Source organism: Micromonospora sp. NBC_00389, assembly GCF_036059255.1.
In the GTDB taxonomy this organism is placed as follows: Bacteria; Actinomycetota; Actinomycetes; order Mycobacteriales; family Micromonosporaceae; genus Micromonospora.
This window is the reverse complement of record NZ_CP107947.1, coordinates 5721861-5742928: the sequence shown is the minus strand read 5'-3', so window position 1 is coordinate 5742928 and position 21068 is coordinate 5721861. Positions and strand designations below refer to the sequence as shown.

Here is a 21068-nt window from a genome sequence, read left to right as displayed (position 1 = left end):
CGCCTGGCGGTCCGCGTACCGCTGGTGGGAGGGTGACCGGCGTGACAGCGGATACTCTGGCCGGCGCCCTGGCCGACGACGGACGACGGCGGGTCTTCGCGGCGATCGTGCTCGGCGCGGCCGGCACTGCCCAGATCGCCGAGCGGACCGATCTGCCGGCGCGGGCGGTGCACACCGCGATTCGCCGGCTCAGCGACGCGGGCCTGGTGACCGGCCCCGACGGCGCCCTCGCGGCCGACGAGGTGTCGCTGCGAGCGGCGGCGCGCGAACGCCGTCCGGCCGACGACGCTGGTCCGGCCGACGACCCGGTGCTGCGCACCTTCCTGCGCGGTGACGTGCTGGTGGGCCTGCCGGCACAGCGCGGCCGGCGGCGGGTGCTGCTGGCACACATCGCCGAGCGGTCCTTCGAGTCGGGCACGCGGTACCCCGAGCGGGTGGTGGACGAGGCGCTCAAACCGTGGTGCGCCGCCGGCGGGTCCGACCACGCCACGCTGCGCCGCTACCTGATCGACGAGCAGTTGCTCACCCGCGAGCACGGGATCTATCAGCGGCCCTGATCGTCCGCTGCGCGAACCGTCCCGTCTCGGAGCATGTTGCTAGCCTCCGTGCATGACCTCCTGTACGCCCACCGACGGCCCGCCCGACCTGTTGTTCCTGCTCTCCTGGGCGAGTCACGCGCTCCAGGCCGAGCACGCCGCGGGCCTGGCCGAGCTGGGCATCTCGCCGCGGGCGCACTACGTCCTGGCGCAGGCCCGCATCGGGGGCCTGACCCAGCGGGAGATCGGCGAACGGTGCGGCGTGGACAAGACCACCATGGTCGTCACGCTGGACCAGTTGGAGCGGGCCGGGCTGGCCGAGCGTCGACCGGCGCCGACGGATCGCCGCGCCCGGCTGATCACGGTGACGGCCGCCGGGGAGCGGGTCCTGGAACGGGCGCAGGATGTCGTGCGCCGCATTCAGGCCGATCTCCTCGCCACCCTGCCCGTGCAGGACCAGGAGGCATTCCTGCGCGCGCTCACCGGTTTGGTGAGCGGCCCGTTGGCCAACACCTCCCCGTACGCGCCCGGCAGCCGCTCCGGATGCTAGTTCCGTAGCAGATAGTCTTGGACGGGACTATCTGCTACGGTCGCACTTGTTCGTGCCCCCCGATCGAGGAGCCGTCATGAGTGCGACCGCCGAACCAACCGTCACCACCGCCACCTCGTCACTGCGCCGTGGCGCCGTGGGCGTCGCCGCCGCCGTCCTGGCCTGCCTGGTCATCTGGGGGATCGGCGAGGTGGCCGGAGTCGACTACACCGTCGAGAGTCCGGGTCAACCCGCGTTGGTCATCGGGCCGGGCCAGATCATCGGGATCGCCCTCGGCGCGGCCCTGCTGGGCTGGGCGGCGCTGGCACTGCTGGAGCGGTTCGCGCCGCGGGTCGCCCGCATCGTCTGGATCTCGCTGGCCGTCCTGGTGACCGTGCTCTCCTTCGGCCCGCTGTTCGGCATCGAGGCCACCACCGGCGCCAAGTTCGCCCTCGGCGCCATGCATGTGGCCGTGGCGGTCGCGCTGATCGCGCTGCTGCCGTCCCGCCGCCGGTAGCGTGCCGGGCCGCCGGCACCCGCCTGGAGCCGGCGGCCCGGGAACGTTCGCCCTGCTCGCCCTGCCACCAGCGGCCCTGGGACGGCGGAAAATGCCGTTGACCGGACGCTGATGATCGACAGGTGACCACAACCGTCCGACCCGACTGGGTGACCAGCACCGTCCGTCCCGATCAGCCCGATGCGGCACGGCTGCTCCGCGAGTACATGACGGAGATGGTGGTCCGCTACCACCGTCGCCCGGCCCTGCCCGGCGAGGTCGACGAGGCGCTGGCCGAGTTGCCCAGCGACGACCTGACGTACCCGAGCGGCCTGCTGGTGCTCGCCCACCACGGCGCGGAACTGGCCGGCTGCGCCGGGCTGCGGTGGTACCCGGACTGGGCCGAGCTGACCAGGGTGTTCATCCGCCCCGCTCACCGCGGCGCTGGCGGGGGCGCCGCGTTGCTCGCCGCCGTGGAGCGGCACGCCGGGGCGGCCGGGGCGGACCGGATCCGGCTGGACACCCGCGCCGACCTGGTCGAGGCCCGCGCCCTGTACGCCCGGCACGGCTACGTTGAGATCCCGGCGTACTCGCAGGGCCCGTACGCCGAGCACTGGTTCGAGAAGCGGCTCCGCTGAGGGGTTGAGCCAGCAGCGTGCTCAGCGTCCGCCCCGAGCATCGATCGTCTCCACAGAAGCACCGCCCGGCTGGTCGGCGTCCACCTCCGGCTCTCCCGCGCGGTCGGCGCCGGCATGTGGATAGAGCGCGGCGAGCGCGTGGGCGGTGTCGGTGAGACGTTCTCGCAGCTCGGCGGGGGCGAGCACCTGCACCTGCGCGCCGAGTTTGAGCAGTTCGACATGACCGTGCCGGATGGACTCGATCGGCACGGTGGTGAGCAGCCAGCCGTCCGCGTCCGGCGCGCCGGCGGCCGCGTGCGCCGCCCGGCTCATCGCCGGCGGGAAGAGATGCACGGTCTGCGCCAGCGCCGCTGCGGTCATCCGTACCCGGGCCTCGGCGCGGTAGACGCTGCTCTCGTAGCGCTCGGCGTGCTCCCGCCAGCAGGCCGCCAGGTCGAACCCGGTCGGCCGGTCGACGTGCTCGGCCAGCACCGTCAGCTCCAGGATGGCGCCCACCCGGTAGGTGCGTACCTGCCCGTCGGCGGCGGCGACCAGATACCACCGGCCGGCCTTGAGCACCACGCCGAGCGGGTCGAGGGTGCGGGTCACCTCCCGGGGCGCCTGCCACCGCCGGTAGCGCACCCGGATCCGGCGGTCCTCCCACACCGCGTCGGCCAGGGTGGCCAGGTGCGGGGTGGGCTCGGGCTCGCGGAACCAGCTCGGCGCGTCCAGGTGGAACCGCTGCCGGATCCGCCCGCCCCGGTCGGTGAGGTCCGCCGGCAGTGCCGCCTGCAACTTCAGCTCGGCGGCGGCCAGCACCGAACCCAGGCCCAGCTCGGCGGCCGGACCCGGCACACCGGCCAGGAACAGCGCCTCGGCCTCGCCCGCGGTCAGCCCGGTCAGCCGGGTGCGGTAGCCGTCGAGCAGTCGATACCCGCCTGCGGGACCGCGCTCGGCGTACACCGGCACCCCGGCGGCGCCCAGCGACTCCACGTCCCGGTACACCGTCCGGACCGAGACCTCCAGGGCCTCGGCCAGCTCTGGCGCGGTCATCCGCCCCCGGGTCTGCAGAAGCAGCAGCAGGGAGACCAACCGACTGGCGCGCACCCGCCCGACGGTAGCCGGCGCGCCGCACCCCGACACCGGGCGCATCCCTCGGCGCGCCTTCAGGGTCTTCCCATCCAGAGCTGAGAAACTTTTTCACATGGTGTCCTCCGACGCTCCGGTGCTCGCCCGTCCGACCGCCCGACCGGCCCTGCCCGGCGGGCCGGTCGACGTCACCGAGGCCTGGCTGCGCAACCGCCGGCTGTCCGAGCACACCCGCGACGCGTACCGGCGCGACATCACCGGCTGGCTCACCTGGTGCGCCGGCCGCGACCTGGACCCGCTGCACGTCACCTTCCTGCACGTCAACGAGTACGCCCGGGCCCTGGAGTCCACCCTTGGCGCCCGCAGCGGCCGACCGCTGACCCCGGCGACCGTGGCGCGCCGGCTCTCCGCGCTGTCGAGCTGGTACGACTTCCTCGTCAAGCTCGGCGCGATGCCCGCCAACCCGGTCTCCGGCGCGGACCGGCCCCGCGTCGACCGGGACCACTCCGCCACGGTCGGCCTCACCCCGGAGGAGGTGGACGCGCTGCTGAGCGCGGCCGACGCGGACACCGGCCAGACCGCCGCCCGCAACCGGGCCGCGATCGCGCTCCTGGCCGACCTGGGCCTGCGGGTCGGCGAGCTGATCTCACTGGACCTGGCCGACCTGGGCACCGAACGCGGGCACCGCAGCGTGCGCTTCATCGGCAAGGGCGGCAAAGCACGCCGGCGCGCCCTCACCCCGGGCACCGGCTACGCGGTGGACGCCTACCTGGCCCAGCGGGCCGCCGCCACCGGCGTGCCGGTGCCGCAGCTGAGCGGGCCACTGCTGGTCACCGCCAGTGGCGCCCGGATGGACCGGCACTCGGTGTTCCGGCTGGTCCGCCGCCTGGCCCGGACGGCCGGCATCCCCGCCTGGGCGAGGCTGTCCCCGCACTCGCTGCGGCACGCCTTCGCCACCACCGCCCGCTCGGAGGGTGTCCCGCTGGAGGACGTGCAGGACGCGATGGGGCACGCCGATCCGCGTACCACCCGCCGCTACGACCGGGACCGGCACAACCTCGACCGCGACCCGTCGTACGTGGTGTGGGCGGCTCGGTCCCGCCGCCGCGGCTGAGCCGTCGTACCCCCGCCATACGGTCGATGGATGAGACACGGCCTGGAGCTTCCCTGCGGTGGCGCCTCCGTCACGGTGTCCACCCTGGTCGAGCTGGGCGAGCTCGCCGAGCGCGCCGGGTGGGACGGTGTGTTCCTGGAGGACTACCTGATCCACCACTCCGGTGACGACCCGTCCACCTACGACCCGTGGCTGGTGCTCACGGCGATCGCCGGGCGCACCAGCCGGGTGCGGCTGGGCACCACGGTCACCGCGCTGCCCCGGCGGCGCCCGGCGAAGCTGGCCCGCGAGGTGCTCACCCTCGACCACCTCAGCGCGGGCCGGGCCACCGTCGCGGTCGGTGTCGGCGACCCCGGCGACCGAGGCCTGGTCGCGTTCGGCGAGCCGACTGAGGTGGCCGTCCGGGCCGCCATGCTCGACGAGGGCCTCGACCTGCTGACCGGGTTGCTCAGCGGGGAGCCGGTCAACCACCAGGGCACCCACTACCGCGCCGACGGGGTGGCGCTGCGGCCGGCTCCGGTGCAGTCGCCCCGGGTGCCGGTCTGGGTCGGCGGCAGCACCCAGGCCGGGGCGGTGCGACGCCGGGCCGCCCGTGCCGACGGCATCGTGCCGTACAAGCTCACCGACACCGACGGGTGGTCTGACTTCACCCCCGATGAGGTACGCGAGCTGGTGGCCGTCCTGCCACCCACCCGCGCCGACGGCCAGCCGTTCGACGTGGCGATCGGCGGCCGGCGGCGCCGACCGGACGAACGCTCCGAGCGGGCCTATCTCGGTGAGCTCGCCGCGGCCGGCGCCACCTGGTGGCTCGAGTACGTCCCGGTCGGCGACCCGGCGACGATGCGGGTCGCCGTCGCCCGCGGCCCGCTGCGCTGACCCGCCGCCCAGCACCCAGCCGGCAGTGGCGGCGGAAGCCTCAGCCCTGTGGGCGGGGGCAGATGCAGAACGGCTGCCCGATCGGGTCGATGAGCACCACCCACCGTTCGCCGCCCGGCTGGAACTCCGGCTTCGACGCGCCGGCCTGGACGAACTCCTTCTCTGCCACGGCCAGGTCGTCGACGTAGAGGTCGAGGTGGTAGCGCTTACCGCCGGCCGGGTCGGGCCAGGACGGCGGCTGGTAACCCTCTACCAGCCCGAAGCCGATCGAGACGCCACCGCCGCTGAGCATGGCGTATTCGGCTGCGCTGTGGGTGATCTCCCAGCCCAACGCGCGGTGGTAGAACGCGGCGTGCGCGGCCGGGTCGGAGCTGTCCAGGTTGACCATGGCGAGGTCAGCGGTTGTCGTCATATCGGCAGTCTGCCCTCACGTACCTGCCAACCGCTGTCAGGTACATCGGCGTTTCTCGCACCGAGAGAGGATGACGATCAGGGCGCGTCGAGCGGCCACACCGTCACCCGGGCGGCGCCGTCACGGCAGATCAGCCCGGCGCCGGCCTGACGGCAGTCGGTCAGCCCCGCCGGGAGCACCGCGCGCACCCGGGGGCCGTCCCGGCCCACCGTCGCCACCAGGGTGCGCCGGCCGTCCGACGCCGTCCCGAGCAGCAGCAGCGGCTCGGCGCCGATCCGAGCGCCCGCCAGGGTGTGCCAGCGCGCTCCGGCCGGCCACGTCCAGCGCCGCATGCCGGTGCCCGCGTCCATGGCCCACCGGCCGAGCCGGTCGCGCCCGCAGACCAGGCCCTGGCAGGGCCGCAGAGTCAGCTCGCCCGGCTCGACCGGCACCTGCCAGCGCCGCGACAGCCCCGGCAGGTCGTACCCGGTCAGCGCCGCCCCGCTGCCGGTTGGGTGGCGCAGCACCAGGTGCCCGCCGATGACCTGCGGATTGTCCGGGCCGTAGTCGGCCGGCGGAAGCCGCCCCTGCCCCCGGACCGCGCCGTCGCGGGCGTCGAGCAGCCGCGCCAGCCCGTCGTCCTGCACCAGCAGCACCCGCCCGGGCGTGCCGGGGAGCGCCCTCAGCACGGCCGTCGAGGGCACCGGCACCGACCATCGGGTCGCACCGGTGGCCGGGTCGACGCCGTGCACGGTGCCCTCGACCCGGCGTCCCGGCTCGGCGGCGCTGCGTACCTCGCTCACCGCCACCGCCGCGTCGCCGGCCGCGTACACCCGCTCGGGCCGCCGCCACAGCGGCTGGCCGGTGCGTACCGACCGCGCGGTGGTCGCCGTCGCCCGGCCTACCTGGTCGCGTTCGGTGAGCAGTAGCAGGTCATCGGCCGCCTCGGCGGACCACCGGGTGGCCGGCGGCACGGTGACCCGCCACCGCGCCGGGCGGTGCGGCACGGCGGCGTCGTAGGCGCTCAGCGCCGGCGGGTCGGTGCCGGCGTCGACGACCAGCAGTAGCGGACCCGCGCTGAGCACGGTCGCGCGGGCGGGCAGCGCCGGCCCGACTCGGGGCGTCAGGTGTACGGGCGCGGCGGCGCCGCCGAGCAGGGCGCACGCGGCCAGCAGCAGCCCCACCCGCCCTGGCCGGGACGCCGCCGGAGACGGCGGTCCTAGGTCGTCCAGGGGCGCGCCCCGGTCGTCGCCCAGCTCGATCAGCACCGACATGGTGTCCACCCGCCCGCTCGCGCCGACCGGTCAGCAGAGCAGGTCCAGGTGGTTGTGGGCGTCCTCCGCGATCTCCTCGTGCCGCAGCCAGCGCCGCGCCCACAGCCGGGCGGCCAGTTCCGCCTGTTCGTCACCCCACGCGGCGTGCTCGACGAGCAGTGCGGTGGTCAGCGCGTACGCCAGGCGCAGCGCCAGGCCGCGGGCACCGGCGAGCACCGCTGCGGCGCCCGGGTCGGCGGTCACCGCGGTGACCGTGTCGCGCAGCTGCGCGGCCGCCGTGGCCAGGGTGTCGGCCAGTGCCGGCGACAGCGGTCGGGCCAGGTCGACGGCAGCGGCGAGCCGGCTCAGCAGCGGCGCCCCGGCGTCCTCCCGAGCCAGCGCGCGCAGCACGTCCAGGGCCAGAACGTTGGTGGTGCCCTCCCAGATCGGCAGCACCTGCGCGTCGCGCAGCAGCCGGGGTACGCCGGTGTCCTCCACGTAGCCGGCCCCGCCGAAGCTCTCCACGTACTCGCTGGCGGAGCTGACGGCGAGCCGGCCGGTGGCCAGCTTCGCCAGCGGCGCCACGATGCGCAGCTCCGCCTCGGCCGCGGGGTCGGCGCCGACCTCGACCCGGCCGAGCAGCGCGAACGCGTGCCCGGCCAGGGCGAACGCGCCCGCCGCGTCGACCGCGAGGGTGCCCAGGGTGGCCCGGTGCAGCGGCGAGGACGCCAGCGCGCCGCCGGCGACGTGGCGCGCGTCGGCGTACGCCCGGGCGTAGGCCAGGCCCCGCCGCATTCCGCCGGCCGCCGCGGCGGCGTTGTGCACCCGGGTCACCACGACCAGGGTCATGGCCCGGACCAGGCCGGGCACCGCCGGGTCGCCCAGCGGCACGGCGTACGCGTCGTGCAGGCCGATCTCGGCCGTGGGTAGTGCCCGGGTGCCGAGCTTGTCCTTGAGCCGGTGCACGGTGACGCCCGGCGCGGGCGCGCCCGCTGCGGCCCCGTCGGCCAGGGGCGAGTCGGCGGCGTACCGGGGGACCAGGAACGGGGCGAGCACCCGGCTGCCGCGCGCGGCGCCCTCCGGTCGGGCCAGTGCCACCGCCATCGCCGCGTCGGCGGCGGAGCAGAACCACTTCTCCCCGGTCAGCCGCCACGAACCGTCCGCGGCGGGCCGGCCGACGGTGCTGGAGCGGCCCAGGTCGGAGCCGCCCTGCGACTCGGTCATCCACTGCCCGCTGGTGATAGCGGTGGCCAGGTCGGTGGAGATCAGCCGGGGCAGCCACGCGTCGCGGACCCCGGCGTCGACGTCGGGCAGGCTGAGCAGCGTCGCCGCCCCGTCGGCCATCGCCACCGGGCAGGAGAACGTCGCCGACTCCGGGCCGTACAGGTGCAGCAGGGCGTGCTGCACGACCCGCGCCGCAGCACCCCAGGTGCCGCGCGCGTCCGGCAGGTAGGGCAGTGCGACCACGGCGTGCCGGGCGGCGGCGGCCCGCTGTGCCTGCCAGCCGGCGGACGTGTCGATCCGGTCGACCCGGGCGCCCCACGGGTCGTAGCGGACGAGCCTCGGTGGGTGCGCCTCGGCGTCTGCGTGCGCCGCGCGCAGCGGCCCGGCGACGTCGGCGGCCAGGTCGGCGAGGCGGCCCTTCGCGGCGGCGTGCCCGGCCGGGCCGAGGTGACGCTCCAGCCAGGACCGCAGCAGGGCGTCACCGGCGTACGGGTCGGCGGGGGGTGGTACCGGCTGCACGAAGCGGCTCATCCATCGGCTCCCTGGCACTGGGGGTGTGCGCCGACGGTAGACGATCCGTGGCCGGTCCGAACAGGGCACAGACGTCCATCGGGCGCACCCAGTTTCCGGCTTGTCATGCTCTGCGCGACGACGTTCTCTACGGTCGGTAGTCGTGAGTGCCGGCCAGCCGTGGAGCCGACCGGCCCGGCGGCACCGCCCGATGCGCACCGGGCTGGCCTTCGCCGGGTTCGGCGTGGCGCTGTGCTGCGTCGGGGTGGCCGGGCTGGGCGCCTGGAACCTGCAGACCGTACGCCAGGCTGCCGGCCCGATCCGGGAGACCGCCGACGGGTTCCTGAACGAGGTGGCCGTCGGCGACACCGCCGGGGCGTACGAGCGGCTCTGCGCGGACGCGCGTACCCGGTGGAGCTCGATCGGCTTCACCAGTTGGGTGCGTACCCCGCCGATGGTCACCGATTACGAGATCACCGACGTGTCGGTGGCCACCCGTGGCGGGCGCCCGCACGGCACGGTGACCGTGCGGTTGACCCGCGCCGGCGGCGCCAGTGAGGAGCGTCGTCTGCCGGTGATCCGCGAGGACGGGGACTGGCGGGTCTGCGGTGACCCGTTCTGAGTCGCCGGTCGTCAAGCCGGTGCGGCCCTGGTTGCTGCGCGAGCGGCGGGGTATGGAGCCGACCACCTCGACCGAACTCTTCTTCGATCTGGTCTACATCTTCACCGTCACCCAGCTGTCGCACTATCTCATCGAGCACCCGGACTGGCCTGGCGCCGGACGGACCGCGTTGCTGCTGGCGATGGTGTGGTTCGTCTGGGTCTACACCGCGTGGCTGACGAACTGGCTGCAACCGAACGAGGCGCCGGTGCGGGCGCTGCTGATCGGGCTGATGTTGGGCAGTCTGCTGATGTCGGCGGCGATCCCCGAAGCGTTCGCCGATACCGGTCTGCTCTTCGCCGTGGTCTACGCGACGGTCCAGATGGGCCGCACCCTGTTCGCGCTGTGGGCGGTGCAGGGCCAATCGTGGTTGGCCGACGGGTTTCAGAAAACGCTGCCGTGGTTCGTCGGGACGTCGGTGCTGGTGGTGCTCGGAGGCATGGCCGGCGGGGATGTCCGGGAGGCGCTGTGGGCGGGGGCGATCGTCATCGAAGTGATCGGCCTGTCGATCGGGTTTCCGGTGCCCGGTCTGGGGCGTAGCCGCGCCGAGCGGTGGATGGTGGAGGGCGGGCACCTGGCTGAGCGGTGCCAGGCGTTCATCCTGATCGCGCTGGGAGAGTCGATCCTGCTCACCGGGAGCACCCTCACGCGGCACCTGGACACGGTGACATCGGCGGCGTTCCTGTTGGCGTTCGCCGGCTCGGTGGCGCTGTGGTGGGTGTACTTCGCGCGCTCGGCGCCGGCCGCGACGGTGGTCATCGCCCGCGCCGGTGAACGCACCGGCGGGTTGAGCCGAGTGGCGTTCAATTACCTGCACCCGGTGATGGTCGCCGGCATCATCGTCACGGCGGCGGGCGACGAGCGGCTGCTGCGCGAGCCCGGTGCGGACGCCAGCACGGTCGCCGCGCTGTTCACCCTGGGCGGTCCGGCGCTGTTCCTCGCCGGGCACGCCGCTTACCAGGCGGTGCTGTGGCGGATCCGGCCGACCAGCCGGATCGCGGCGGTGGTCGTACTGCTGGCGTTGTTGCCAGCTTGCGTCCTGCTGGCGCTGCCCGTGGCGGCGTGCGCGGCGCTGGCCACCATGGTGACCGGCGCGGTGATCATCGCGGACCGGTTCGCCGACCCCGCACGGCGTGAGCGCAGCGGTCAGTCGCGCGGGCCCAGGTCGCCCGAGCGGTAGTGCCGCCGGCAGAGCACCTGGTAGCGCACATCTGCGGTGTCCACGGTGTCGCCGATGACGACCTGTGCGCCCTCCCGGACCACCCGGTCGTTGACCACCCGGGCGTTGAGCAGCCCCTCCCGGCCGCACCAGCACAGCACCTCGACCTGGATGCGGGCGACCTCGTCGGCCAGCTCGAACAGCCGCTGCGCGGCGGGGAACAGGCAGGACCGGAAGTCGGTGGCCAGACCGAAGGCGAACACGTCCACGTCGTAGCTGTCGACCAGCTCGGCCATCTGCTCGACGTGTTCGACGGTGTAGAAGCACGCCTCGTCGCAGATCAGGTAGTCGACGCGTACCCCGTCGGCCCACCGGCCCCGGACCAGGGCCCGCAGGTCCAGGTCGTCGGTGACCTCGATCGCCTCGTGCGCCAGACCGATGCGGGTGGTGACCTGCGGGCCCAGCGACCGGTCGATGCGGGTGGTGACCAGCCCACGGCGGCCCTGCCGGGCGTGGTTGTAGTTCATCTGCAATGCCATGGTGGATTTGCCGCAGTCCATCGGCCCCCAGAAGAACTTCAACGCCGCGGCGTGCACCGGGCGCCCGTCGAGCCCGCGCGCAGCCGCGCACCCGGCCGGAGCGTGCGGCTGGCCGGGGAACGGGTGAGCCAGGCAGGTCGGGGCGGTGGCGTCGTCGTCGGTCACGGTCGGGCAGCCTAGCCCATCGGCAATCGTGGATCGGCGTAAGCGGGACGCTGGTCAGAGCACCCGGGGCGGGGTGTTCCCGGCGGCGACGATGGCCCGGCGGATCGGCACGGCCAGGAGCAGCAGGAAACCGACGACGAAGAAGATCAGCAGGGAGACCAGACCCACCCGGTAGGAGGCGGTGAGCTGGAACACCAGGCCGAACGCGAGCGGCCCGAGCCAGCTGGTGCCCTTGTCGCTGATCTCGTAGAAGCCGTAGTACTCGCCCTCCTTGCCGGCCGGGATGAGCTGGCTGAACAGCGACCGGCTCAGCGCCTGGCTGCCGCCGAGGACCAGGCCGATGGCCGCGCCGAGGACCATGAACGGCACCGGCGCCTCGGCGGGCAGCCGGAACGCGCCGATGATCACACCGGTCCAGAGCACCAGGCTGAGCAGCACGGTCTTCCAGGCGCCGATGCGCCGGGCCAGCGCGCCGAGGCTCAGCGCGCCACCGAAGGCGAGGAACTGCACCAGCAGGATCGTGACGATCAGGGTGCTCTGCTCCAGCCGCAACTCCTCGGTGCCGTACTGGCTGGCGAGGGTGATGACGGTCTGGATGCCGTCGTTGTAGACCAGGAACGCGAGCAGGAAGAACAGCGTCAGCGGGTACGCCTTGATCTCGCGCAGGGTGCGGGCCAGCTGCCGGAAACCGTCGGTGAGCACGTTGCCGCCGCGGGTCAGTGCCGCCGCGGTGGGGCGTTCGCGCAGCCAGCGCAGCGGTATCAGGGTGAACGCTGCCCACCACACCCCGGCGGACACGATCGACCAGCGGGCCAGATCCAGGGTGCGTTGCGGGTTGTCGTCCTCGCTGAACAGGGTCACCGCGACCAGGTTGAACGCCAGTAGCAGGCCGCCGCCGAGGTAGCCCAGCGCCCAGCCGCGGCTGGAGATGCCGTCGCGCTCGTCGGGGCCGCCGAGCTGCGGCAGGAACGAGTTGTACACCACGATGGCCGCGCCGAAGGAGATGTTGGCGACCAGGAACAGCGCCCCGCCGAGCAGGTAGCGGTCGCCGGTGACGAAGGCCATCGCCATGGTCGCGCCGGCGCCGGTGAACGCGGCGCCGCCGAGCAGTCGCTTCTTGTGCGCCGACCGGTCGGCGATCGCCCCGATGACTGGCAGCACGACAACGGTGAGGAGCACCGACAGCGAGATCAGGTACGGGTAGTAGGAGCCGGCGGCCACCCGGATGCCCAGCGGGTGCACGTAGCCGTCGCAGTCGTCCGCGCCCAGCTGACAGCCGGCGGCCAACTCGGCGACGGTGGTGAGGAACGGGCCGAGGAACACCGTGATGACGGTGGTCTGGAAGGCGGAGTTGGCCCAGTCGTAGATGTACCAGCCGCTCCGCTCGCGGCGGGTGCTCGCCGGGGGCGGGGTCTCGTCCACCGTGGGGGTCACGGTCTCGGCCATCGGGGTCCTTCGCCGGTCAGGCGGCCCAGTGGCCGCGGCTGCGGTAGACGTCGCGCAGCACGCCGACGTGATCGGTCATGATGCCATCCACACCACGATCCAGTAAGTCGTGCATTTGGGCGGGTTCATCGATCGTCCAGACGTGCACCTGAAGGCCGAGTCGGTGGCAGTAGTCGAGGAACCGGCGGTCCACCACCGGCACCCGCCCGTAGCTGGGCGGCACCTGCGCGGCGACCACCGACGGGGGCAGCCGCAGGGGGCGGCCGTGCAGGGAGGCGACCCGCAGCCGGGCGACCCCGCGCATGCCGAGGCTGGTGGCGACCCGCCCCTCGGTGAGCGCCCGCAGCCGGGTCAGTCGGGCGTCGCTGAACGAGGCGAGCAGCACCCGGTCGGCGGCGCCGGCCCGGGTCACGGTGGCCACCGTCGGCTCGACGCCGCCGTCGGCCTTCACGTCGATGTTGAAGCGGACCTGCGGCCAGGCGCCCAGCACCTCGTCGAGCCGGGGTACGACGGCCGCACCGCCGACCCGCACCGAGGCGAGGTCGTCCCAGCGCAGGTCGGCGATGCGCCCCGGTTCGCCGGTGATCCGGCGCAGCGTCGGGTCGTGGAAGATCACCGCCACCCCGTCGGCGGTGGCGTGCACGTCGGTCTCCACGTACCGGTAGCCCAGGCCGATGGCACGGGCGAACGCCTCGGTGGTGTTCTCGTCGCCCTCGGCGGCGCCGCCGCGGTGGGCGAACGCCAGCGGCGCGGGCGCGTCGAGGTAGCCGGATCGGGTCAGCACGCGACGCAGTATGCCCGCCGCCGGTGGACCTTGGGTGACCTGCCGGCGACATTCGTCGACCGGTGGTCGCCCTCGCCTCTGCTGTCGACCGGGCCGGCGATGCTCAGCTCGGCGCGCCGATCCGGCGGCCGTCCCCGGCTCAGCTCCAGTCGGTCTGGTAGCCGTCGTGGCGCAGCAGGTCCAGCAGTTCGGCGTCGCTGGGCGGGTGCACGCGGGTGAGCGCGGCGATCAGGTCGTCGACCTCGACCGGGTCCGGCCCCTGCACCTCGATCGCCCGTACCCTGCCCCCGTCGGTGCGGTAGAGGGCGGTGGAAGGGTCGCTGTTGTCGGTCTGGTGGGTCACGATCAGCGTGCCCCGGCCGCCGAGGTCGGTGCAGGTGCGCAGCCGGGGCGTGTCGCAGTCGACGCCGTCGGGCAGCCCGGTCGCGGGTTGCGGCACGCGGAGCCGCTAGAGCACGGGCACGGCCCGGCCGTGTGCGGTGTGCAGCGGGTAGGCGATGTCGAGGCCGCCGCGCTCGAGCCAGCCGACGGTGCCGGGCCGGGTCACGCCGTCGGGTATCAGCAGCTGCTCCCGGGGCCACGGCGACGTCCTGGTCAGGTCGGCGAGGTCCCGCTGGTCCTTGGCGTGGTGGTACGCGGTCCGTAGCCCGGCGTAGCCGAGCCCGCCCACGACGATCAGTACCAGCGCGACGAGGACGAGACGGCGGTGCGACACGTGATCACTGTGCCAGTCGCCCGCACGGGTCAGTTTGCCCGGGCGACACCGCCGACCCGGTCAGCGCCGCAGGAGCCCGACCGTCTCGTCCCAGAGGATGTCGGCGTCCTTGTCGTCGAGGGCGTATGCGAGCACGCCGCTCATGCCGTCGGCCCGCTCGGCGATGACTAGGGCCTCGTTGCCGTCCTCGAAGTAGCGGCCGGTCACGCCGTCGACCACGGGGGAGGCGGCCAGCAGGACCGAGGTGGCCGCACCCTGCTGCGGGGTCTTCCAGCCCGGCGGCACCTCCAGGCGGTTGCCGTGGTCGTCCATCGCGCCGACCCAGCGCAACTGCGCGTCGTCGAGGTGTCGTTGGAGGTTGGTCATGATGCCCCCGGGGTGCAGGGCGTTGACGGTGATGCCGTCGGCGGCCCACTTCCTGGCCAGGGCGACGGTGAACAGGATGGTCGCGGTCTTCGACTGGCCGTAGGCCGACCATGCCTCGTAGGGCCGGGCGGTGAAGTGGATGTCGTCGAAGACGACCGGGGATTGCTGGTGGGCCGAGGAGCTGACGACGACGATCCGGGCGCCCCGGGCTGCGGCGAGCGCGTCGTGCAGGCCCAGGGTCAGCTCGGCGTGACCGAGGTGGTTGATCGCGAACTGCGTCTCCCAGCCCTCGGCGGTCCTGGTCAGCTCCGGCAGGGCCATGACCCCGGCGTTGTTGACCAGGATGTGCAGCGGGCCCGTCCAGCCGGTGACGAACGCGTCGATGGAGGCGCGATCGGCGAGGTCGAGGTGGGCGACCCAGACCTTGCCGATCGTCCCGCTCGCCGTGATGTCGGCTGCGGCGCGTTCGCCGGCGGCGGTGTCACGGACGGCCAACGTCACCTCGGCGCCGGCGTCGGCCAGTGCCCGGGCGGTCTCCAGGCCGATCCCGGACGCGCCGCCCGTGACCACGGCCCGTCGGCCGGTGAGGTCGACACCGGCGATCACGTCGGCGGCGGTCGATCGGGCGGAGTAAGGGGTGATGATTCGTGACATTTCGGAACTCCTTGGACGCGGGGAATCAGCGTGAGGGTGCGGTCGGTGGGCGGCGGGTCAGCCCGCGGTGCGGTGGATCAGCCGGAGGCTCCGGCGGATCCGGTCGCGGAACTCGTCCCTGGTGGCCGAGGTCGACTTCCAGGTCAGTGCGGCGGAGAAGAGCAGGTCCATCACGTCGTCCGCGGTCAGCTCATGGTCGAGCAGGGCGGGTGGGGCGAGAGCGTCGATGTGGGCGCTCAGCGTCGCGCGGGCCCGCTCCTGGTAGTCGTGGAACATCGAGCCCAGTTGGGGCCCGCTGTTCTCCAGCAGTTCGTTGAGGTCGCGGGCCACCTGGGTGTCGATGTACGGGCCCATCAGCGCATCCAGCCCCGCCACGATTCGCTCGTCGAAGCTCAGCGCCTGGTCGGCGAGGCGCGCCTCCATGGCCCGTTGGGCGCGTTCCATGACGCCCTGCATGGTGGCGCGGTACAGCTGCTCCTTGTTGGGGAACATCAGGTACAGGCCCGGTCGGGAGATGCCGGCCGCCTTCGCGACCGCCTCCATCGACGTCTTCTGGAATCCGTAGCGCCCGAACACCCCGACCGCCCCCGCGAGGACGGCGGCGCGCTTCGGGTCCTCGTGCTCCATCTCCGCGCTGCTCACGGTAGACAGCTTAGACAGTTTTCCGAGAATCGTCTAATCCGTCAGCCGTCGGCGGTCTGGAGGTGCGACGACAACGTCCGAGTCAGCCCGGCCGGCGGCGATGGGCGCGGCTGGGGTCGCTCGGGCGGCCCGGGTCGACGTGCCGGGGCGCGTCGGGTTCGTCGGGGCGCAGCGGGGCGAGGGTGTCGGTGAGCGCGTCGATGATCCGGTCGGTGGCCCGGCGGGCGGCGCCGGGGCTGGCGGCGCTCGCCTCGCCCAGGTCGACGGGTTCGCCGAAGTGCACGCGGATCACCGGGCGGCGCCACAGCGAGCGGGCGACGCCCCGCAGCGCTCCCCGGGGCGCCCGGTAGGGCAGCACCTCGTGGGCGCCCCACTGGGCGACCGGGATGACCGGGGCGGCGCAGGACAGGGCGAGCCGGGCTGCGCCGGTCTTGCCGCGTTCGGGCCACATGCCGGGGTCCAGGCCGATGCGCCCCTCGGGGTAGATGAGGATCACCGAGCCTCCTGCCACGGCGGTGGTGGCGGCGTCGAGTGCCCGGTGCACGGCGTTGGTGCCGCGGTCGACGCGGATGTGTCCGGCGCGGCGCATGAGGGTGCCGATCACCGGGGCGCGGAACAGCCCGGCGGTCGCCATGATCCGGGGGGCTATGCCGCGGGTCTGGCAGGCGGCGGCCATCACCACCGGGTCGAACGGGCTGATGTGGTTGGCCGCCAGCACCAGCGGTCCGCGACGCAGGTGCGCGGCGACGTCGCCGGTGACCTCGAGGCGGGCCAGCAGGCCGACCAGGGCCCGGGCCAGCAGTTGGGCGGCGCGCCAGATCAGCGGTGTTCGCCAGGGGGAGTGCGCGGTGTCCATCAGCGCGCCATCGTCGCACGCGGCGGCCGGGCCGCGAGGGCGGGTCGCCTGGTTGCCCACGGCCGGCACCGGGCCGGGCGGCCGGGGTGATCAGGGTCATTGGTCCCGAGTGGGTTTGGGTCGCCCGGCCCTGCCCATCCTTCTACGACGAGCAGTAGTATTTACTACGTCTCGTAGTATGAACAGCTGGGGGTTTCAGGTGGACGCGTTGGACGTCGCCCGGTGGCAATTCGGTGTCACCACCGTCTACCACTTTCTCTTCGTGCCGCTGACCATCGGCCTGTCCGTGCTGGTGGCCATCCTGCAGACCCTGTGGCACCGCACGGGCAACGAGCGTTACCTCAAGCTCACCAAGTTCTACGGCAAGCTGTTCCTGATCAACTTCGCGATGGGCGTGGTCACCGGCATCGTGCAGGAGTTCCAGTTCGGCATGAACTGGAGTGACTACTCCCGCTTCGTCGGCGACATCTTCGGCGCGCCCCTCGCCATCGAGGCGCTGGTCGCGTTCTTCCTCGAATCCACCTTCATCGGCCTGTGGATCTTCGGGTGGGACCGGCTGCCCAAGCGGGCGCACCTGGCGAGCATCTGGGCCGCCGCGATCGGCACCAACCTCAGCGCGTACTTCATCCTGGCGGCGAACTCGTTCATGCAGAACCCGGTCGGCTACCGGCTCAACCCGGACACCGGCCGCGCCGAGCTGACCGACTTCCTGGCCGTACTGACCAACAAGGTCGCCCTGGTCACCTTCCCGCACACCCTGGCCGGCTCCTTCCTGGTCGCCGGGTCGCTGGTCGTGGCCGTCGGCCTGTGGCACGTGATCCGCAACCGCGACTCCGCCGACACCGGCGCCTACCGCTTCGCCACGAAGTTCGGCTCCTGGGTGGTCCTGGTCGCCTCCGCCGCCGTGGTGTTCACCGGCGACATCCAGGGCAAGATCATGACCGACGTGCAGCCGATGAAGATGGCCGCCGCCGAAGGTCTCTACACCACCGAGAGCCCTGCCTCGTTCTCCGTGCTCACCGTCGGCAGCCTCGACGGCAGCCGCGAGGTCTTCGCCATCAAGATCCCGCACCTGCTGTCGTACCTGGGCACCGGCGACCCGAACGGCACCGTGCAGGGCATCAACGACCTGCAGGCCCAGTACGCCAGCCAGTACGGCGCCGGCAGCTACACCCCGATCATCCCGGTCACCTACTGGAGCTTCCGCTTCATGATCGCCTTCGGGTTGGCCGCCGGTGCGATCGCCCTGCTGGTGCTCTGGAGCCAGCGCAAGGGCCGCACCCCGAGCAGCAAGTGGCTGCTGCGCGCCGGGCTCGCCATGCCGGTGCTGCCGCTGCTGGCCAACTCCTTCGGCTGGATCTTCACCGAGATGGGCCGCCAGCCGTGGATCGTCTTCGGCGAGATGCTCACCCGCAACGGCGTGTCCCGCAGCGTCTCGCTGGCCGAGGTGGTCACCTCGTTCACCGCCTTCACGCTGATCTACGCCACCCTCGCCGTGATCGAGTTCAAGCTGCTGCTGCGCTACGCCAAGGCCGGCGTGCCCGACGTCAGCGAACAGCCCCCCACCGACGACACCGACGACGCCGAGCGTCCGCTCGCCTTCGCCTACTGATCCCGGAGCCCATCGTGGAACTGACCACCATCTGGTTTCTCCTCGTCGCCGTGCTGTTCACCGGCTACTTCATCCTGGAGGGCTTCGACTTCGGCGTCGGCATGCTGCTGCCCGTGCTCGGCCGCAACGACCGCGAACGCCGCGTCCTGATCAACACCATCGGCCCGGTCTGGGACGGCAACGAGGTGTGGCTGATCACCGCCGGCGGCGCCATGTTCGCCGCCTTCCCCGAGTGGTACGCGACCCTCTTCTCCGGCTTCTACCTGCCGCTGCTGCTGATCCTGCTGGCCCTGATCGCCCGAGGGGTGGCCTTCGAGTACCGCCACAAGCGCCCCGAGGCGACCTGGAAGCGCCGCTGGGACGCGGCGATCGTGGTCGGCTCGCTGCTGCCGGCGATCCTGTGGGGCGTCGCCTTCGCCAACATCCTGCGTGGTGTGCCGCTGGACGCCGAGCACGAGTACGTCGGCGGCCTGCTCGACCTGCTGAACCCGTACGCCCTGCTCGGCGGCGCGACCACCATGGCGCTGTTCCTCACCCACGGCGCGGTGTTCCTCGCCCTGAAGACCACCGGTGACATCCGCGAGCGCGCCGGCGCCCTCGCGGTGCGCATCGGGGTCGCCGCCGCCGTGCTCGCGGTGGCGTTCCTGAGCTGGACGTTGAGCATCCGCTCCAGCCCGGCCGCCGTCGTGCTCGCCGTCGGCGCGGCCCTCGCCCTGCTCGGTGGCCTCGCCGCCGCCCGGGTACGCCGGGAGGGCTGGGCGTTCACCGGTACGGCCGTGGCGATCGCCCTGGCGGTGGCGACCCTGTTCGCCGCGCTGTTCCCGAACGTGCTGCCGTCCACCCTGGACGCGGCGGGCACGCTGACCGCCACCAACGCCGCCTCCACCCCCTACACCCTGAAGATCATGACCTGGGTTGCGGTGATCTTCACCCCGGTCGTGCTGGCCTACCAGGGCTGGACCTACTGGGTGTTCCGCAAGCGGATCGGTGTGGCCAACATCCCCCAGCACTGACCGCGGGGGTGCGGGACCGGCATCGGCCCCGCACCCCGTCGGTAATTCGGCGGCTCTCGAAGATCCATCCCGCTAGGGTGTGCCGATGCCCACCGCCGTGCACGTCCGCGAACTCACCGCCGACGACCTCGCCGATGCCTGGGAGCTGGGCAGGTTCGCCTTCGGGTCCGACCCGCAACGACCTCCGCACGCCACCGAGGCGGTGCCCGGCTTGACCCGCTACGGCGCGTTCGACGACGCCGGCCGGCTCGTCGGAAAGGCCGTCGACCTGCACCACGACCAGTGGTGGTCCGGACGGGCGGTGCCCGCCGCCGACGTCGGCGGCGTGGCGGTCGCCCCCGAGGCCCGCGGCCGGGGCGTGGCCCGCGCCATGCTCAGCGCCCTGCTCCGCGGTGCCCACGAACGGGGAGCGGCGATCAGCGCGCTGTACCCGACCGTCGTCGCCCCCTATCGCGCCTGCGGCTGGGAGGTCGCCGGCGTGCTGCGCGTCGTCAACCTGCCCACTGTCTCGCTGCCCCGGCACCGGCCGGACCCCCGGTTCACCATCCGCGCCGGCACGCCCGCCGACCTGCCCGCCGTCGCCGCCCTGTACGAGCGGGTCACCCGGCACCGCAACGGTCCGCTCAGCCGCCGGGGTCAGCTGTTCGACTTCTTCGCCGCCGGTGGCGGCCTGCCCGGCGACGGGCTCACCCTGGTCGAGGACGCTGGCGACCTGGTCGGCTACGCCAGTTGGGAACGGGGCCGTGGCTACGGCGCCGACTCCGTGCTCACCGTCGACGAGGCCCTGGCCAGCACCGCCGAGGCCGCCCGGGAACTCGTCGGTGTGCTCGGCAGTTGGGCCAGCGTCGCCCCGACCCTGCGGCTGTGCCCGCTCGACGGCGACGCCGTCAGCGCCCACCTGCCGCTCGAGTCGGCCCGCGAGCACGAGCGGAACCTGTGGATGCACCGGCCGGTGGACGTGGCCCGGGCGGTCAGCGCCCGCGGCTGGCCCACCCACGTCCGGGGCACCGTCGACTTCGCCCTCGACGATGACCTCGCCGACTGGAACACCGGCACCTGGCGGTTGACCGTCGCTGACGGCGCCGCCGAGCTCACCCGGATCAGTGGCGAGGCGGACCTGCGGCTGACCGTCCGCGGTTTCGCGCTGCTGTACACCGGCGCCGCCCACGCCCGCTCGGTCGCCCAGGCCGGGCTGCTGCGGCACTCCACCGGTACCGACCCGGCCGGCCTCGACCTGCTGGGCGCTGGCGGGCCGGCGCAGCTGCTCGACTACTTCTGATCAGGTCGGCACCGCCGCCAGTTCGGTGTTCGCGCGGTCTGTGACCAGGGCGAGCACCCGGGCCGCCGTGCTCATCTCGTCGGTCGGGATGTCCGCGTACAGCCGGGCGGTGATGTCCGCGACGGCGGCACCGATGCGGCCCTGTGTGACGCGACCGCTCTCGGTGAGCGACACCTGCGGCTCACCGTCGCCCGCTGGAGCGCGGTCGCCGACCTGCGCGAGGTCGGCGTCGACGAGTTGGGCGATCACCGCGTGCACCGCCGGCTCGTCGACCTTCAGGGTGCTGGTGATCCGGTGCACGAGCCGTGCCCGGTCGACGGCGCCGTCGGCGAGGACGTTGAGCGCGAGCGCCTGGCCGAAGCTGATCCCGAGCGGGGTGATGGCTCGTTCGAGCAGGGCTCGGGTGGCGTAGTGGGCCTGGCCGATGACCTGGCCGTTGAGGATGGGTGCGGTGGACATGCCGCCTCCTTCAAACGTTGGCGAAACCAATGTTGGTGCGACCAACGTAGCATGAATCGTGGGTAGCACCAACGATTTCTGCT

The 21068-nt window shown here is 73.1% G+C and carries 24 protein-coding genes; 11 read left to right on the top strand and 13 right to left on the bottom strand.

Annotated elements, in window-relative coordinates; all coding sequences use genetic code 11:
• Positions 1 to 41 precede the first annotated feature (41 nt).
• The 4 genes from OG470_RS27125 (at position 42) to OG470_RS27110 (ending at position 2199) form a co-directional block, all read left to right on the top strand.
• Complete coding sequence (locus OG470_RS27125) at positions 42 to 557, top strand: DUF2087 domain-containing protein (RefSeq protein WP_328416675.1); 516 nt, start codon at positions 42 to 44, stop codon at positions 555 to 557.
• A 52-nt stretch (positions 558 to 609) separates the two neighbouring features.
• Positions 610 to 1086, top strand: coding sequence for a MarR family winged helix-turn-helix transcriptional regulator (locus tag OG470_RS27120; RefSeq protein WP_328416673.1), 477 nt, complete (start codon positions 610 to 612; stop codon positions 1084 to 1086).
• A 76-nt stretch (positions 1087 to 1162) separates the two neighbouring features.
• Entirely contained in the window at positions 1163 to 1582 is a 420-nt protein-coding gene (locus OG470_RS27115) for a DUF6069 family protein (protein ID WP_328416671.1), read from the top strand.
• Positions 1583 to 1704: 122 nt separating this feature from the next.
• Entirely contained in the window at positions 1705 to 2199 is a 495-nt protein-coding gene (locus OG470_RS27110) for a GNAT family N-acetyltransferase (RefSeq protein WP_328416669.1), read from the top strand.
• Positions 2200 to 2220: 21 nt separating this feature from the next.
• On the opposite strand, the gene OG470_RS27105 is transcribed toward OG470_RS27110, so the two are convergent.
• Complete coding sequence (locus OG470_RS27105) at positions 2221 to 3285, bottom strand: helix-turn-helix transcriptional regulator (protein WP_328416667.1); 1065 nt, start codon at positions 3283 to 3285, stop codon at positions 2221 to 2223.
• A 97-nt stretch (positions 3286 to 3382) separates the two neighbouring features.
• Here OG470_RS27105 and OG470_RS27100 point away from each other — a divergent pair, with 97 nt between their 5' ends.
• On the top strand, positions 3383 to 4381 hold the full coding sequence (locus OG470_RS27100; protein WP_328416665.1) for a tyrosine-type recombinase/integrase: 999 nt from the start codon (positions 3383 to 3385) through the stop codon (positions 4379 to 4381).
• Positions 4382 to 4411: 30 nt separating this feature from the next.
• On the top strand, positions 4412 to 5257 hold the full coding sequence (locus OG470_RS27095) for an LLM class flavin-dependent oxidoreductase (protein WP_328416663.1): 846 nt from the start codon (positions 4412 to 4414) through the stop codon (positions 5255 to 5257).
• A gap of 40 nt (positions 5258 to 5297) precedes the next feature.
• Here the strand turns inward: OG470_RS27095 and OG470_RS27090 are convergent, their stop codons facing one another.
• From OG470_RS27090 to OG470_RS27080, 3 genes are all read right to left on the bottom strand, one after another.
• Positions 5298 to 5669 carry a VOC family protein gene (locus OG470_RS27090; RefSeq protein WP_328416661.1) on the bottom strand — a complete coding sequence of 124 codons (372 nt, stop codon included), beginning with the start codon at positions 5667 to 5669 and terminating at the stop codon, positions 5298 to 5300.
• Between the two features lie 77 nt (positions 5670 to 5746).
• A complete protein-coding gene (locus tag OG470_RS27085) occupies positions 5747 to 6922 on the bottom strand; it encodes an outer membrane protein assembly factor BamB family protein (RefSeq protein WP_328416659.1) in 1176 nt (391 codons plus the stop codon).
• A 30-nt stretch (positions 6923 to 6952) separates the two neighbouring features.
• A complete protein-coding gene (locus tag OG470_RS27080) occupies positions 6953 to 8656 on the bottom strand; it encodes an acyl-CoA dehydrogenase family protein (protein ID WP_328416658.1) in 1704 nt (567 codons plus the stop codon).
• Between the two features lie 142 nt (positions 8657 to 8798).
• Between OG470_RS27080 and OG470_RS27075 the strand changes: the two genes are divergently transcribed.
• The gene (locus OG470_RS27075) at positions 8799 to 9257 is read left to right on the top strand and encodes an Rv0361 family membrane protein (RefSeq protein ID WP_328416656.1); all 459 of its coding nucleotides are present in this window, start codon (positions 8799 to 8801) and stop codon (positions 9255 to 9257) included.
• A complete protein-coding gene (locus OG470_RS27070) occupies positions 9244 to 10476 on the top strand; it encodes a low temperature requirement protein A (RefSeq protein WP_328416654.1) in 1233 nt (410 codons plus the stop codon). The genes OG470_RS27075 and OG470_RS27070 overlap by 14 nt, the downstream gene beginning before the upstream one ends.
• Here OG470_RS27070 and OG470_RS27065 read toward each other — a convergent pair.
• From OG470_RS27065 to OG470_RS27030, 8 genes are all read right to left on the bottom strand, one after another.
• Positions 10443 to 11159, bottom strand: a complete 717-nt coding sequence (locus OG470_RS27065) for a thymidine kinase (RefSeq protein ID WP_386991399.1) — start codon at positions 11157 to 11159, stop codon at positions 10443 to 10445. The two genes, OG470_RS27070 and OG470_RS27065, sit on opposite strands and share 34 nt — an antisense overlap.
• Before the next feature lie 54 nt (positions 11160 to 11213).
• On the bottom strand, positions 11214 to 12605 hold the full coding sequence (locus OG470_RS27060; protein ID WP_328416652.1) for an MFS transporter: 1392 nt from the start codon (positions 12603 to 12605) through the stop codon (positions 11214 to 11216).
• A 16-nt stretch (positions 12606 to 12621) separates the two neighbouring features.
• Positions 12622 to 13389, bottom strand: a complete 768-nt coding sequence (locus OG470_RS27055) for a glycerophosphodiester phosphodiesterase (protein WP_328416651.1) — start codon at positions 13387 to 13389, stop codon at positions 12622 to 12624.
• A 139-nt stretch (positions 13390 to 13528) separates the two neighbouring features.
• The gene (locus tag OG470_RS27050) at positions 13529 to 13828 is read right to left on the bottom strand and encodes a hypothetical protein (RefSeq protein ID WP_328416649.1); all 300 of its coding nucleotides are present in this window, start codon (positions 13826 to 13828) and stop codon (positions 13529 to 13531) included.
• 9 nt (positions 13829 to 13837) lie between these two features.
• Entirely contained in the window at positions 13838 to 14104 is a 267-nt protein-coding gene (locus OG470_RS27045; RefSeq protein WP_328416648.1) for a hypothetical protein, read from the bottom strand.
• A gap of 60 nt (positions 14105 to 14164) precedes the next feature.
• Positions 14165 to 15124 carry an SDR family NAD(P)-dependent oxidoreductase gene (locus OG470_RS27040; protein ID WP_328416646.1) on the bottom strand — a complete coding sequence of 320 codons (960 nt, stop codon included), beginning with the start codon at positions 15122 to 15124 and terminating at the stop codon, positions 14165 to 14167.
• Between the two features lie 57 nt (positions 15125 to 15181).
• Positions 15182 to 15766 (bottom strand): TetR/AcrR family transcriptional regulator, encoded by a 585-nt coding sequence (locus tag OG470_RS27035; RefSeq protein ID WP_328416644.1) that lies wholly within the window; start codon positions 15764 to 15766, stop codon positions 15182 to 15184.
• A gap of 82 nt (positions 15767 to 15848) precedes the next feature.
• Positions 15849 to 16622, bottom strand: coding sequence for a lysophospholipid acyltransferase family protein (locus OG470_RS27030; RefSeq protein WP_328426625.1), 774 nt, complete (start codon positions 16620 to 16622; stop codon positions 15849 to 15851).
• Between the two features lie 199 nt (positions 16623 to 16821).
• Here OG470_RS27030 and OG470_RS27025 point away from each other — a divergent pair, with 199 nt between their 5' ends.
• The 3 genes from OG470_RS27025 (at position 16822) to OG470_RS27015 (ending at position 20526) form a co-directional block, all read left to right on the top strand.
• The gene (locus tag OG470_RS27025) at positions 16822 to 18234 is read left to right on the top strand and encodes a cytochrome ubiquinol oxidase subunit I (protein ID WP_328426623.1); all 1413 of its coding nucleotides are present in this window, start codon (positions 16822 to 16824) and stop codon (positions 18232 to 18234) included.
• Between the two features lie 14 nt (positions 18235 to 18248).
• Positions 18249 to 19247, top strand: a complete 999-nt coding sequence (gene cydB / locus OG470_RS27020) for a cytochrome d ubiquinol oxidase subunit II (protein ID WP_328416642.1) — start codon at positions 18249 to 18251, stop codon at positions 19245 to 19247.
• An 85-nt stretch (positions 19248 to 19332) separates the two neighbouring features.
• Positions 19333 to 20526, top strand: a complete 1194-nt coding sequence (locus OG470_RS27015) for a GNAT family N-acetyltransferase (protein WP_328416640.1) — start codon at positions 19333 to 19335, stop codon at positions 20524 to 20526.
• Here the strand turns inward: OG470_RS27015 and OG470_RS27010 are convergent, their stop codons facing one another.
• Positions 20527 to 20985 (bottom strand): MarR family winged helix-turn-helix transcriptional regulator, encoded by a 459-nt coding sequence (locus OG470_RS27010; RefSeq protein WP_328416639.1) that lies wholly within the window; start codon positions 20983 to 20985, stop codon positions 20527 to 20529. It lies immediately after the preceding gene.
• Positions 20986 to 21068 lie beyond the last annotated feature (83 nt).